Raw genomic sequence first — 14,228 nt, forward strand, 5'->3', positions numbered from 1 at the left:
TCATAGGAGAAGTACAATGGAGATAACAACACTTCAACTTGTGCTGATATTTCTCGTCTCATGCGTCTCGGGGATGGGGTCTATTCTCGATGAATTCCAGTTTCACCGCCCTCTGGTCGCTTGTACGTTGATTGGCGCCGTGCTGGGTGATTTGCAAACCGGGATTATCATCGGCGGGACCCTGGAAATGATCGCGCTGGGATGGATGAATATCGGTGCTGCTGTAGCACCTGATGCTGCACTCGCATCCATCATCTCTACCATTCTGGTTATCGCCGGTGGTCAGGGCGTTGGGGCCGGTATTGCGCTGGCTATTCCGCTTGCCGCCGCAGGCCAGGTATTGACCATTATCGTTCGTACCATCACCGTGGCCTTCCAGCACGCTGCTGACAGCGCAGCGGAACGCGGTAATTTAAACGCCATCAGTTGGATTCACGTTTCTGCCCTGCTGTTGCAGGCGATGCGTATCGCCATTCCGGCGCTGATTGTGGCTGTGTCCGTCGGTACGGAAGCGGTTCACACCCTGCTGAACTCCATCCCTGAGGTGGTGACCAACGGGCTGAATATCGCAGGGGGTATGATCGTTGTCGTTGGTTATGCGATGGTCATCAACATGATGCGCGCTGGCTACCTGATGCCGTTCTTCTATCTTGGCTTCGTTACTGCCGCCTTCACCCAGTTCAACCTGGTTGCGCTGGGGGTTATCGGTATTGTCATGGCGATCATGTACATCCAGTTAAGCCCGAAATACAACAAGGCGCAGGGGCAACCCGCCAGCGCATCGGGCAGCAACGATCTTGATAACGAACTGGACTAACAGGGGTGAAAGAAATGGTTGATTCAACACAAGAGAAAAAACTGACGCCCAGCGATATTCGTGCGGTGTTTATTCGCTCCAACCTGTTTCAGGGCTCGTGGAACTTCGAACGTATGCAGGCGCTGGGGTTCTGTTTTTCCATGGTGCCGGTCATTCGTCGTCTGTATCCAGAAAACTCGGAAGAGCGTAAACAGGCGATCAAACGCCATCTGGAGTTTTTTAACACGCAACCTTTCGTGGCAGCGCCAGTACTGGGCGTCACCATGGCGATGGAAGAACAGCGTGCCAACGGTGCCCCGATTGATGACGGTGCGATCAACGGTCTGAAAGTCGGTCTGATGGGACCGTTGGCCGGTGTCGGCGACCCGATTTTCTGGGGAACCGCCCGTCCGGTGTTTGCCGCGCTGGGTGCGGGTATCGCCATGAGTGGCAGCCTGCTCGGCCCTGTCTTGTTCTTCGTGCTGTTTAACATGGTACGTCTGTTGGTGCGCTACTACGGCGTGGCTTACGGTTACCGTAAAGGCATCGATATCGTCAGTGATATGGGCGGCGGCTTCCTGCAAAAGATGACTGAGGGGGCATCTATCCTCGGCCTGTTTGTCATGGGGGCGTTAGTTAACAAATGGACCCATGTAAACATCCCGATGGTAGTTTCGCGTGTCACCAATCAGAACGGTGAGACCACGGTCACCACGGTGCAATCGATCCTTGATCAATTGATGCCTGGCTTAGTACCGCTGCTGCTGACCTTCGGTTGTATGTGGTTGTTACGGCGAAAAGTGAATGCCCTGTGGTTGATTATCGGCTTCTTTGCCATTGGTATTTTTGGCTACTGGATTGGGCTGCTGGGCGTTTAATAGCAACAGCCCTTGGCAACGACGATGGGCGGTGTGTGCGCCACTCATCGTCAGCAAGCCTGTGATAAACTAGCGGACGCGCCGTGACTCACGCCGCGTCCTTTATTTTTTGCTCCACATCGCGGTTAGCTCAACGCAACAACGCAGGAGAATGCTATGTCAACAACGGATATTGTGCTGATTGTCGTTATTGCGCTTATGTTGGCGTATGCCATCTTTGATGAATTTATCCAACCACTGCGTCAGGGAGGCACCCGTTTGCTGGTACCGTTGCGTCGCACCAATCGACTCGACACGCTGATTTTCGTCGGTCTTATCGGCATCCTTATCTATCAAAATATCACTCATAACGGTACGGTATTAACCACCACGTTATTAATATCCCTGGTGGCAATATCGATATATCTCTCTTATATTCGCCGACCAAAATTACTATTCAAGGCAACTGGTTTTATCTATGCCAACATCTTTATTCCTTATACCCGCATTCGTAACATGAATTTATCCGAAGATGGTGTACTTGTGGTCGAATTGGAAAAGCGTCGCTTACTGATCAACGTGCAACAATTAGATGACCTTGAAAAAATATATAAATTTATGGTTGAAAATCAATAATATAAATAAATCGATTTTTGATGCATCGCGTGTTTTCAGCGAATTCCCACACAATGATTGCTCATATTTAACCCTGTTAACACTGTTATTATTTTGTAAATTTAACACTTCATATGATAATGAAAATAATTATCAATTACATTTAAAGCGATAATAATGAAATCCCTGCTTTTTATCGGTTGTTTCACGCGTAAATATTATGATAAGGTTGCGCCGTCATTTGGGGAGTAGCCAATTTCTGAATATCGGATTCAGAAATGCCCGTATCAACATACTCGTTTTATGCCGAAGGATTGTCAGTACATGCGTCATGCAGAAGCGTGTGTGTGGCAACGGGCATAGTAAAAACGTGGTGCGGGCGGCAGTGATGCAGGCGAGACCATAGACACATGTCCCCTATTTAGGTTGGGAAGGCGACATGTGGATATGGAGAACCGCCCAGCCGAGGCTATTGCTATGAATCTTTCTGCTACGCTTATTCTTGCTTTTGGCATGTCGATGGACGCCTTTGCAGCGTCCATTGGTAAAGGTGCCGTCTTGCACAAACCCCGCTTTCGTGATGCGGTCCGTACCGGATTAATCTTTGGGCTGATTGAAGCCATTACCCCCCTTATAGGCTGGGCGCTGGGTTTCTTCGCCAGTCAATATATCATTGAGTGGGATCATTGGGTTGCTTTCACGCTGCTGCTCATCTTGGGTGGTCGCATGATTATGCAAGGCATGAGCAGTTCGCCCAACGAAGACAATGAGCCAGTGCGTCGTCACACGTTGTTTGCTCTGGTTTGTACCGCCATCGCCACCAGTCTCGATGCCATGGCAATTGGTGTGGGTCTGGCCTTCTTGCAGGTCAATATCTTCCATACCGCGATGGTTATCGGCTGTGCCACCATGATTATGGTGACGCTGGGCATGATGATTGGTCGCTATATCGGTCCGCTGATGGGGAAAAAAGCTGAAATTTTTGGCGGTGTGGTGTTGGTAGGTATTGGTAGCAACATTCTCTACGAACACCTGTTCAGTGTTGCCTGATGGGGAAATCGTTAAAAAAGGGAGCGCAGGCTCCCTTTTTTAATGCGTTTAGTCAGCATTTCGCTGATGAAAGCGGATAATGAAGTCCGTCTCACAGGCAAAGTGCTCGGTATCCAACAGTTGCTGTTTGACCGCTTGCGACGCGCGCCAGGCAAAGGGCGTCATTTGTAATAACGCCGCTGCCTCATCACCGGATAATGACATTCCGTATGCCAGCGTGTGTTCTTCTTGCAGCGTAAATCCCGGCAGCACCTCCGCTTTTACCGGATGCAGCATGACAGCATCATAGACCTGCGCCTTAAGCTGATACAAATGACGCGGACCGGGAGAAACAGTAATCACCCACCCTTGCGCTTTTACAGTTCTCGCCAACTCTTCCCCGTCGCAAGGCGCATAAATTTTCAGTATTCCATCCAGCGTCGCATCCCCGAACGGTAAACGTCGGCTTGAGGCAACGCAAAATTCAACCGCCGTATAGCGTTTTGCGGCCCGCTGAATGGCTGCTTTAGAGATGTCCAGGCCGAAAATTTGCACTGTCGGTAACGCGTCCGCCAATGCCCCGGTGTAATACCCTTCACCACAGCCGATATCCAACAATGCCTGCGCCTGTGAGGCAAGCACGCGATGGATATGTTGCAACAATGCGGCTTGCAATGGTTGATAATGGCCGGCATCCAGAAAAAGACGACGGGCGCGCATCATCTCTGCGTTATCACCGGGCATTTTCGAACGCTTAAACTGCACCGGTAACAGATTGACGTACCCTTCTCTGGCACGATCGAAATGGTGCGCACCGCATGACCATTGGCGATCGTTAGCCAGTAGCGGCTGATGGCAGAGCGGGCATTGATAGAACATGGACATATTTTCCTACAGAGCGATAACAACGCGAGCGGATAGGTGGCAAGGGAAATGGCAGACAACAAAAAACCCGCACCATGGCGGGTTTTGCACCGGAAACGGTAATTACAGCGCGGTTACGTTAACAGCAGAAGGACCTTTCTGGCCGTCTTGAATTTCGAACTCTACGCTCTGGCCTTCGGCCAGCGTTTTAAAACCGGTACCTTGGATTGCAGAGAAGTGAACAAACACGTCTTTGCTGCCGTCAGCAGGCGTAATGAAACCAAAACCTTTGGACTCATTGAACCACTTAACCTGACCTTTAATCTTTGCCATTTTACACATTTCCTTTAATTGTTTAAACCGCCCAAAGGCGTTATACAGACAAACCAAAGTCGTTACTGCTTTGAGGCACCAAGATAAAGATCGGCAGAGAAGTAGTGCGCAACGCTAACGGTTGTATCATTAACTTCCTTACTGAAAATGCCACTCATATACAGAACTGTACCTCGTTTCACCCAGATGCGTTATTACACACTCTGAAAACGATGGCAAGCCATTTTTTTTCAGTCGCAGAGCTGCCGCACAAAATAAGGCTTTACCCCTTGTAACTGCTGCATGAAACCCTCCGTTGGCATCACAAATAGACTACCGATAACCTACTGAATATGTGTGGTTTATTTATTAATCCGTAAAATGTAACTCCCTGAGAATCCTTGCTACCGTTAAGGCGCGTTTACCATAGCAAAATGTTATAAATTTAGAACTTATTTACGATAAGAAAATAAAATGAATGGTTCCTTATTATTATTCTACAGGGAGGAAAATGCGTCGCCTGACACACATGCCTCCCTCTAGGATCCATTAATACCCTTGAACCATTACGCCAACTAATAACGCCAGTACCACCAAGAGAATGATGCTGGCCATCTTCCAGCGTCTTTCTGATTTTGCTCCCATTGCGAATACCCTCCCAACATCGCATACTTCCATTGCACACTTTCTGGTATATCGGCCGATCAACGATTTTTTTTATGCATGATGTGCCGCCATACATCATTTAGCCGCCAAAGAAAAAACACCATAAACACAGCAGCAACAGTTAGACTTCATTCGTTACGTTAAGTAAGATTTGTTAACCATAATCACGATTTTACAACAGGACGACATTCGGGATATGCAAGGATCGCGCATAAGCACACGGCAGTGGATAAAAACAGGGTATCAGCGTCGCAGTTATTGCAAGAGACACTTGACTTAAATGCGATTGAGAATTATTTTCATTTAATAATTAACCATCGCGACTTGTAAGGATATGTCTATGCGTTTCTTTCAGGCCTTCACCCCTTCTCGGATTGTAAATCTTACCCTGCCTCTGGCGCTCCTCGCCGCATTTACTCTCGCCTCACCCGCGAATGCCAAAGACAAACTCAAGGTGGTGACCACCTTTACCATCATTCAGGATATCGCGCAGAACATCGCGGGAGAGGCGGCTATCGTGGAATCAATCACCAAGCCGGGCGCAGAGATCCATGACTATCAGCCCACACCGCGGGATATCGTCAAGGCACAATCTGCTGATCTTATCTTGTGGAACGGTTTGAATCTGGAGCGCTGGTTTAGCCGCTTCTTTGAAAACATCAAAGATGTTCCGGCCATTACGGTCACGGAAGGAATAACACCATTGCCCATCCGTGAAGGGGCTTATAACGGCAACCCAAACCCACATGCCTGGATGTCCCCCAGCAACGCCTTAATTTATGTCGAAAACATCCGTAAGGGGCTGGTGCAATACGATCCGGATAATGCGGAGATCTATAATCGTAACGCAAAAGCTTATGCGGAAAAAATCACCGCACTGGATGCCCCCCTGCGTGAGCGTTTGGCTAGAATTCCAGAAGCACAACGCTGGCTCGTTACCAGCGAAGGGGCTTTTAGCTACCTCACCACCGATTATCAGTTCAATGAAGTCTATCTGTGGCCGATCAATGCCGATGAGCAGGGTTCTCCCCAGCAAGTGCGCCGCGTGATCGACACCGTGCGTGAAAAACATATCCCCGTGGTGTTCAGCGAAAGCACCATTTCTGATAAACCCGCCAAGCAGGTCAGTAAAGAAACCGGCGCGAAATATGGCGGCGTGTTGTATGTTGACTCATTGTCTAATGAAAAGGGTCCGGTTCCCACCTATCTGGATCTGCTGCAAACCACGGTGAACACCATCGCCGAAGGATTCAACCAATGAGTCATATACCTGAATTAGCCCTCACCGTCGACGATGTCTCCGTGACGTACAGCAACGGCCATCAGGCGATTCGAAACGCCTCTTTTTCACTGGGCGGCGGCACGATCTGCGCACTGGTCGGGGTCAACGGCAGCGGAAAATCCACCCTTTTCAAGAGCATTATGGGTCTGGTGAAGCCCTCTTCAGGCCAGGTACGTCTTAACGGTGAAGCTATTAGTGAGGCGTTGAAAAAAAATCTCATCGCCTATGTGCCACAAACGGAAGAGGTTGACTGGAATTTTCCCGTGCTGGTTTCCGATGTGGTGATGATGGGGCGCTACGGCAAAATGAATTTTTTGCGCATCCCGCGCCAGCAAGATCGTGACGTAATAAACGATGCCATGGCCCGCGTCGGCATGAGCGCACTCAGTCAACGGCAAATCGGTGAACTCTCCGGCGGCCAAAAAAAGCGGGTGTTCCTGGCGCGCGCCCTGGCACAACAAGGGTGTGTGCTACTGCTGGATGAACCCTTTACCGGCGTTGATGTGAAAACCGAAAACGCCATTATCGATCTGTTGCGCACCCTACGCGACGAGGGACATTTGATTTTGGTGGCGACCCACAACCTCGGCAGCGTACCTGAATTTTGCGACAACGTAATTCTGGTCAACCGCACCGTGCTGGCGGCCGGTCCTACTGCGACCACGTTTACCCAGAGTAATCTGGAGAAAACCTTTGGCGGCGTACTGCGCCACATTAATCTCGGTGGAGAGCACCTGCACGATGACGACGATGCCCGAACCGTCACCGTATTGACCGATGACGAACGCCCTGCCGTCTTCTACGGTTCAACCCCCAGTGACACACCGGCATTCCGCTCCCGGCCAGAGGATAACTAACGTAGATGTTTGAACTTTTGTTGCAACCGTTTCATTACAACTACATGGTGAAGGCGATTTGGGTAAGCGCCATCGTGGGCGGTGTCTGCGCCTTTCTCTCCGCTTATCTGATGCTCAAAGGCTGGTCACTAATGGGGGATGCGCTCTCCCACTCTGTGGTGCCCGGCGTCGCCGGCGCCTACGCACTAGGGTTGCCCTATGCTGCTGGCGCTTTTTTTACCGGGATGCTGGCCGCCTTGGCAATGACGCTTATCCGTCACATCACACGTTTGCGTGAAGATGCCATTATCGGCTTTATCTTCTCCACGTTTTTTGCCGCCGGGTTGCTGATCATCTCCCTCAACCCCACCTCGGTTAATGTGCAGTCGATTATATTTGGCAATATCCTCGGCATTGCCGATGAGGACGTGCTTCAGGTCGAAATCATCATTGGCATCACCTTCATCATCATGTGCGTGCTGTGGAAAGATCTGCTGGCGGTGTTTTTTGATGAGAACCACGCCCGTTCCATTGGTTTATCGCCGCTGAAGCTCAAAATTCTCTTTTTCACCCTGCTCAGCGCCTGCACCGTGGCCGCACTGCAAACGGTAGGCGCTATTCTGGTGATTGCTATGGTGATCACCCCGGGGGCTACCGCTTACCTGTTAACCGACCGCTTTGGCCGACTGATTGTGATTGCCATTGGACTCGGTGCCATCAGCAGCGCGTTGGGTGCCTATCTCAGTTTTTATCTTGATGGCGCAACGGGCGGTGTCATTGTCACGTTGCAAACGCTGATTTTTCTGCTGGCGTTTCTGTTTGCCCCGAAACATGGCTTGCTGGCAACACGGCGCGCGCGCCACCGTGCGGCGGAAGGAGATCTGCAATGAGCCTGCTGTTTGATTGGATTCTGGAGCCGCTTGCCTATCCGTTCATGCAACGTGCGCTGCTGGCTGCCGTCGTCACGGGCGTTGTGTGCGCGGTACTCTCCTGCTATCTGGTGCTTAAAGGTTGGTCGTTAATGGGGGATGCCATCTCCCATGCCGTACTGCCCGGTATTGTTGTGGCATTTTTGCTCGGTATTCCCTTTGCGGTAGGTGCCTTTGCCTCTGGCGTGCTGTGTGCGCTTGCCACCGGTTATCTGAAAGAACATAGCCGCGTCAAAGAAGATACCGTTATGGGTATCGTTTTCTCTGGCATGTTCGCCCTTGGGTTGGTCATGTTTGCTCGTGTCGATACCGACCAACATCTGTCGCATATTCTTTTTGGTAATGTGTTAGGGATCACCGCACAAGAGTTGACGCAAATTCTGCTTATTGCCGGTGTTACGCTGGTGATTGTCATGCTTAAACGCCGCGATCTGATGCTGTATTGCTTTGATCCACACCATGCCCGCGTGATTGGCCTGCCAGTCAAATGGCTCCACTACGGTTTGCTTTGCCTGCTGGCGATGACTATTGTTGCCTCGCTGCAAGCCGTTGGGGTTATTCTGGTCATCGCCATGCTGATTGCTCCCGGTATCGTCGCGTTTATGGTGTGTAAAACCTTCGATGGTATGCTGATCGTCGCCACCTGCGTATCAGTGTTTTCCTGCGTTAGCGGTACGCTGATCAGTTTTTATCTGGATGGCGCAACGGGGCCCTGTATTGTGTTGGTGCAAGCGCTGTTTTTCGCACTGGCTTTGGCCGTTCATCAGGTTCGTACCCGACGTCAGCGTAGCGCGCAAACCGCATTGTCTTGACCCGATAGTGCGTTTTTTAGCCCGCGGCTGACGATTCAGGCTATACTGCTCTAGGTTTCAGACGCAGAGGGCGATTGCCCATGCTGTGCGGCAGCTTCAGGTTTACTGATAAGGAATACGCTAAGGTAACAATCTCTACGTAACATCATCAACGGGGGTGGCGCTATGTGGCAAGCAATCGGCAAGCTATTGGATGAGCATCTTGGAACCGCTGATATCTTCGAGTACCAGGCGTGTGAAGCTGGCGAGATGCACACCGTCTGGCAGGTGAAATACGGGGAATATGATGTTTTCGTTAAGAGCGATATCCGTGAGATGTTGCCCAAATTCACCGCTGAAGCCGATCAACTCTCGCTGCTGGCTCGCAGTCGTACGGTGCGAGTCCCTGCCGTGTATGGCGTCGGCAGTTCACGCGACCACAGCTTTCTGCTGATGGAATACCTCGCCCCCAAACCGCTGGATGCTCACAGTGCCTGGTGCCTCGGCGAGCAACTGGCGCATCTGCATCAGTGGAGTGACCAGCCACAGTTCGGTTTGGATTTTGACAATGACCTCTCAACCACGCCACAGCCTAATAGCTGGCAGCGGCGTTGGGCCACGTTCTTCGCCGAACAGCGCATTGGCTGGCAGTTACAGTTGGCTGCCGAAAAAGGGATGTACTTCGGTGATATCGATTCGTTGATCATGCAGGTGGAATCGCGTTTGGTCGGGCATCAACCACAACCCTCGCTGCTACACGGCGATCTTTGGCCCGATAACTGTGCCAGTTATCACGATGGCAGTTTCCTGTTCGATCCTGCCTGCTATTGGGGTGACAGAGAGTGCGATTTGGCGATGTTACCCCTCACCCCCTCACTGCCGCCACAAATCTATGACGGTTATCAAAACGTCTGGCCGCTGGATAAAGGCTTTATCGAACGCCAGCCGCTCTACCAAATCTATTATCTGCTTAACCGGGCAAATCTGTTTGGTGGGCAACATATTACTGCGGCACAACACGCTATTGAGCAGCAGTTGACCACGTGAATCACGCCGCCCTTGCACATCATGGCGCAAGGGCGGCAACGGTTGTCACACCGGAACGCCCAACAGGCGCAAAACCAGATAACCGGCAACGGCGGTAACGAGCGGCATGATATAAAGCGGAAAATATTGCAGAAATATCGTGTGGTGCGGCACTTCTGCCCGTGATGCCAGTTCTTCACGGGTGCGCCCCTCATTCCCCTTCATTTTCTCCAGAATCACCTGATCCTCAATGCCCTCACGCACCGCCCGCGCCTGCCGTGACATGCGCGCGCCGCTCACTTGCAGCGCCAGCCCAACAAAAATCAGCAGATAGATAATCCAGAACATGATACTGGCCACGGCGAAGGGCCGGGAGAAATCCGGCATCGGCGAATTGTACCAAAAAAGGTTAAGAAACGGCGTGTTAAAGCGCGTCATGTCGACCATAAGGTGCAGGAAATCCAGAAGTACCGCGTCAATGCCCTGCTTTTTTTGCGTATATTGATAGACATAGTTTGCCAGCGAAATGCAGGTTGAGAGCAGAGCCGGGATAAAAAGGATCCATCCTGCAATGCGTTTTATAATCGCAATAAGACCCGCCTGTTGGTACGTCATGAGTTCCCCTTATAAATGACGCGATAAAATAGCCTTCACCCGGCGCGATCGACACCGGGATAGTGGGCAGGCAACGCCGAAACAGAAGCCGCTGGCATATCCCGTTGCATTATAACCATAATAACCGTTTATAGGCAGTGCAGGCAGCACGACACAACGTCCCATGACATGGAAAACTGTGGTAGCCTGCGAGTCACAGGGCTGAGATGAACGGACTGGAAACGGCCCCTTCAGCCCAATAACGGCTTTTTACCTGACAGGAGACGTAGATGTCTGTAGCTAACGCGCCTCGTGCCGCCTTGTTTGATATGGACGGCTTGCTGATCGATTCAGAACCTTTATGGGAGCAGGCTGAGGTAGAAGTGATTGCGGCACTAGGGGTGGATACCTCAGTGCGCGATACCCTGCCCGATTTGTTAGGCTTGCGTATCGACCTGGTGGTTGACCTGTGGTACCAGTACGCCCCCTGGAAGACCCCCAGCCGCAGTGAGGTCGTCAAGCGTATTATCGCCCGCACCCTTGAACTGGTGGATGAACGCCGCCCACTCCTGCCCGGCGTGGAGCACGCCTTGCAATTGTGCCGTGAACAGGGTTTTCGCATCGGACTGGCTTCCGCCTCTCCCCTGTTTATGCTGCAACACGTGCTGCACACTTTCGGTTTGACGCACTATTTCGATACGCTGGCCTCTGCGGAATCGCTGCCTTTCAGTAAACCGCACCCGCAGGTCTATTTAAACGCGGCGCAGGCGTTGGATATTTCACCGCTGCGTTGTGTCACACTGGAAGACTCTGTCAACGGCATGATTGCCACCAAAGCCGCGCGTATGCGCTCCATCGTGGTACCCAGCACTGCGCATGCTCGGGATCCGCGCTGGGTACTGGCTGACAAAACGTTGAATTCACTGCAAGCGTTAACACGGGAAGATTTGACAGGAAACTGAAGGGTCTGGCAGAACGCATAAACCGGCCAAGCGTCTGGCCGGTTTACCACGCGATAAAGCGGCTGCGCTTAGAGGAAATCAGCGCGTTTCGGATTGAAGGTATCAATCAGGATGCTGCCATCTTCCAATGACACCACACCGTGCATTTCATTCTTAACGGCCAGATAAGCATCGCCCGCTTTCAGAATGTGTTTTTCGCCTTCAATCACCACTTCAAAGCTGCCCGCAGCAACGTAGGCGATCTGATCGTGGATATCGTGCTTATGCGGCGTGCCGATAGCGCCTTTATCAAAATGTACCAACACCATCATCAGGTTGTCAGTCCAGGTCATGATTTTGCGTTTAATACCGCCGCCCAGTTCTTCCCACGGGGTTTCATCATCAATAAAGTAGCGTTTCATGGTCACTCCTTCCTATTCATTGTTATGGCCTAATTCCCAACGGGATGCGGGTAGGCACAGCATACGGATTGCGCCATTTTAGTAACATTCGTTACGAACGAAACTGAAAAGGTGTAAAAGCATGACGGCCTTCAAGAAATAAATAAAACAATATTTCACTTTTATTGAATTACTATACCATCAGCTTCATGCTTCTCCAAACATGAAAGCGTCGGGCGCGCACCGGAACAGGTCAGGTTGTTACTGCCACGCATCCTGTCTTGTTTTGCCCGGCGCTTTCGTTCCACCGACAGTGGGCAAGCGCAAAGGTTGCGTACCAAGAACCAGTAGCAGCATGCAGACGTGGCTAGCGGCATCTCGGTTCTTTACTACACTTCTCTGGTTTCACCAATGAAAGCAATACGGTAGCAATTCTGACCGATAGCACGCTGACAATCTCACACATTTTTTTAACAGATAACGCGATACGTTCCAACAATGCGTTTTCTTTAATATATATTTCAATTAGTTAGTTAAAACAAGACGGCGAACACCTTGCTAAAACCGCCTTCTTAAAAAAAATCAAAACAACGTTCCGACTTTGATCACACTTTCGAGATTGCGTGCATGACGAGTAGGCAAATAGCGCAATATAATCAATCGAAACAGTGTTTCTATTTATAAGGAACTGCAACGCAGTTCGATAAGAAGGTTCTCGATGAGTATTTTTACGACTTTACGCACCAGCCCAGAAACGACGCTCAACGAATGGTTAGCTGCTTTGGCTAGTCATGTCGCTCGCGTATCGCAGGCCGCCCAAAGTCATAAAAATCCCTCGCCTCTGCGGGCAGATGGCTTCGACATCACCACGCAGGAACCCGTAGTATGGAAATTCCCGGATGGCCATGATGCGCCTATCGCGAATTTCGCCAGCCAACAAAACTGGTTAAGAACACTAAGCGCCATGAGCGTTATTACCGGCGATGCCCGTTATGAACAGCAGGCGACGGATTACACGAACTATTTCTTAACACACTATGTCGATGATAACAGCGGTCTGTTCTATTGGGGCGGACACCGTTTTATCAACCTGGATACGTTAGGCAGTGAAGGGCCTGAATCCAAAGCCATGGTGCACGAATTAAAACACCATCTGCCCTATTACGCGCTGTTGCACCGTGTCGACGCAGAAAAGACGTTGAACTATTTACAGGGCTTCTGGAATGCCCATGTTGAAGATTGGCAGCAGTTGGATCTTGGTCGCCACGGTGATTACGCCAAAACGCGCGATCCGCAGGTTTTTGAGCACGCGCGCCGTGATGTGGTTGACCCGGCTCTCTGGCCAGAACTGCCGCTGACCAAAGGATTGACCTTCGTCAACGCGGGCACCGACCTGATTTACGCCGCCTTTGCTTATGCTGGCTTTACCGGCGATGCGTCAGCGGCGGCGTGGGGTAAACATTTATATCGTCAGTACGTGCTGGCTCGTAACCCTGAGACAGGGATGCCGGTGTATCAGTTCAGTTCACCGTTGCAACGCCAACCGGTACCAGAAGATGATAACCAGACGCAATCCTGGTTTGGCGACCGCGCGCAGCGTCAGTTTGGTCCTGAATTTGGCGTTATCGCCAAAGAAGCCAATGTTCTGTTCCGTGACATGCGCCCGTTATTAATTGATAACCCGTTGGCGATGTTGGATATTCTTCGCCAGCAGCCCGATAGCGACATCTTGGCCTGGGTAATTTCAGGGTTAAAGAATTACTACCAGTACGCCTATGACGTGGTCAGCAACACGCTGCGACCCATGTGGAACAACGGCCAGGATATGACCGGCTTCGTTTTCCCGCGTGATGGTTATTACGGCAAGAAAGGCACCACCTTAGCCCCCTTCGCGCTCGAAGGTGATTATTTACTGCCGTTGGTGCGTGCTTATAGCTTGAGCGGTGACGATGAGCTGTACGCCCTGATTGAGACTATGGCAACGCGCGGCGAGCAAGATGGTCTGGAAAACAGCGCTACGCCTTTCCTGCTGGTTGCTTTGACGGAACTGGCGGAAAAAACGCAGTCCACCGTATGGGCAGAACGCGCCTGGCGCGTAGCGGAAACCTTATTCAAACAGCATTTTCATGATGGTTTGTTTGTTCGTTCGGTACAACATCGTTATTTACGCTTGGATGATCCTCTTCCGCTGGCATTACTGACGTTTGTTGCTGCTTGTCACGGTAAACGTGACGCGGTACCGGCACTTTTGACGCAGGGTGGATACGTCCACGGTGATTTTCGCTTTAA

16 protein-coding genes are annotated in these 14,228 nt (G+C 51.0%); 11 read left to right on the top strand and 5 right to left on the bottom strand.

Features of this window, described 5'->3' with window-relative positions; translation table 11 throughout:
• Positions 1 to 16 precede the first annotated feature (16 nt).
• The 4 genes from J5224_RS07790 to mntP all read left to right on the top strand — a co-directional run bounded on the left by J5224_RS07790 (position 17) and on the right by mntP (position 3,318).
• Positions 17 to 817, top strand: coding sequence for a PTS mannose/fructose/sorbose transporter subunit IIC (locus J5224_RS07790; RefSeq protein WP_264624816.1), 801 nt, complete (start codon positions 17 to 19; stop codon positions 815 to 817).
• Between the two features lie 14 nt (positions 818 to 831).
• On the top strand, positions 832 to 1,674 hold the full coding sequence (locus J5224_RS07795) for a PTS mannose transporter subunit IID (RefSeq protein WP_264624817.1): 843 nt from the start codon (positions 832 to 834) through the stop codon (positions 1,672 to 1,674).
• Between the two features lie 156 nt (positions 1,675 to 1,830).
• Positions 1,831 to 2,289 carry a DUF986 family protein gene (locus J5224_RS07800; RefSeq protein WP_264624818.1) on the top strand — a complete coding sequence of 153 codons (459 nt, stop codon included), beginning with the start codon at positions 1,831 to 1,833 and terminating at the stop codon, positions 2,287 to 2,289.
• Positions 2,290 to 2,745: 456 nt separating this feature from the next.
• The gene (mntP, locus tag J5224_RS07805) at positions 2,746 to 3,318 is read left to right on the top strand and encodes a manganese efflux pump MntP (protein ID WP_264624840.1); all 573 of its coding nucleotides are present in this window, start codon (positions 2,746 to 2,748) and stop codon (positions 3,316 to 3,318) included.
• Between the two features lie 48 nt (positions 3,319 to 3,366).
• Here mntP and rlmA read toward each other — a convergent pair whose 3' ends face one another.
• From rlmA to J5224_RS07820, 3 genes are all read right to left on the bottom strand, one after another.
• Positions 3,367 to 4,176 carry a 23S rRNA (guanine(745)-N(1))-methyltransferase gene (gene rlmA, locus J5224_RS07810; RefSeq protein WP_264624819.1) on the bottom strand — a complete coding sequence of 270 codons (810 nt, stop codon included), beginning with the start codon at positions 4,174 to 4,176 and terminating at the stop codon, positions 3,367 to 3,369.
• A 108-nt stretch (positions 4,177 to 4,284) separates the two neighbouring features.
• Positions 4,285 to 4,494 carry a transcription antiterminator/RNA stability regulator CspE gene (gene cspE / locus J5224_RS07815; protein WP_196907015.1) on the bottom strand — a complete coding sequence of 70 codons (210 nt, stop codon included), beginning with the start codon at positions 4,492 to 4,494 and terminating at the stop codon, positions 4,285 to 4,287.
• 62 nt (positions 4,495 to 4,556) lie between these two features.
• Positions 4,557 to 4,652 carry a DUF2627 domain-containing protein gene (locus J5224_RS07820; RefSeq protein WP_413544652.1) on the bottom strand — a complete coding sequence of 32 codons (96 nt, stop codon included), beginning with the start codon at positions 4,650 to 4,652 and terminating at the stop codon, positions 4,557 to 4,559.
• An 821-nt stretch (positions 4,653 to 5,473) separates the two neighbouring features.
• Between J5224_RS07820 and J5224_RS07825 the strand changes: the two genes are divergently transcribed.
• From J5224_RS07825 to J5224_RS07845, 5 genes are all read left to right on the top strand, one after another.
• Complete coding sequence (locus J5224_RS07825; protein WP_413544653.1) at positions 5,474 to 6,400, top strand: metal ABC transporter substrate-binding protein; 927 nt, start codon at positions 5,474 to 5,476, stop codon at positions 6,398 to 6,400.
• Positions 6,397 to 7,278, top strand: coding sequence for a manganese/iron ABC transporter ATP-binding protein (locus tag J5224_RS07830; RefSeq protein WP_264624821.1), 882 nt, complete (start codon positions 6,397 to 6,399; stop codon positions 7,276 to 7,278). Before J5224_RS07825 ends, J5224_RS07830 begins: the two co-directional genes overlap by 4 nt.
• 5 nt (positions 7,279 to 7,283) lie before the next feature.
• Complete coding sequence (locus tag J5224_RS07835; protein WP_264624822.1) at positions 7,284 to 8,147, top strand: metal ABC transporter permease; 864 nt, start codon at positions 7,284 to 7,286, stop codon at positions 8,145 to 8,147.
• Entirely contained in the window at positions 8,144 to 8,998 is an 855-nt protein-coding gene (locus J5224_RS07840) for a metal ABC transporter permease (RefSeq protein ID WP_264624823.1), read from the top strand. Before J5224_RS07835 ends, J5224_RS07840 begins: the two co-directional genes overlap by 4 nt.
• A gap of 165 nt (positions 8,999 to 9,163) precedes the next feature.
• A complete protein-coding gene (locus tag J5224_RS07845; protein ID WP_264624824.1) occupies positions 9,164 to 10,024 on the top strand; it encodes a fructosamine kinase family protein in 861 nt (286 codons plus the stop codon).
• A 45-nt stretch (positions 10,025 to 10,069) separates the two neighbouring features.
• On the opposite strand, the gene J5224_RS07850 is transcribed toward J5224_RS07845, so the two are convergent.
• Positions 10,070 to 10,618, bottom strand: coding sequence for a YniB family protein (locus tag J5224_RS07850; RefSeq protein WP_264624825.1), 549 nt, complete (start codon positions 10,616 to 10,618; stop codon positions 10,070 to 10,072).
• 269 nt (positions 10,619 to 10,887) lie between these two features.
• Between J5224_RS07850 and hxpB the strand changes: the two genes are divergently transcribed.
• Positions 10,888 to 11,559: a hexitol phosphatase HxpB gene (hxpB, locus tag J5224_RS07855; RefSeq protein ID WP_264624826.1), complete on the top strand. Its 672-nt coding sequence runs from the start codon at positions 10,888 to 10,890 to the stop codon at positions 11,557 to 11,559.
• 68 nt (positions 11,560 to 11,627) lie between these two features.
• On the opposite strand, the gene J5224_RS07860 is transcribed toward hxpB, so the two are convergent.
• Complete coding sequence (locus J5224_RS07860; RefSeq protein WP_264624827.1) at positions 11,628 to 11,960, bottom strand: cupin domain-containing protein; 333 nt, start codon at positions 11,958 to 11,960, stop codon at positions 11,628 to 11,630.
• Positions 11,961 to 12,657: 697 nt separating this feature from the next.
• On the opposite strand from J5224_RS07860, the gene pelW reads away from it, so the two are divergent.
• A partial coding sequence (pelW, locus tag J5224_RS07865) for a pectate disaccharide-lyase PelW (RefSeq protein ID WP_264624828.1) occupies positions 12,658 to 14,228 on the top strand: 1,571 nt, incomplete at its 3' end.

The sequence above is a fragment of the Candidatus Symbiopectobacterium sp. NZEC135 genome, from assembly GCF_025962695.1.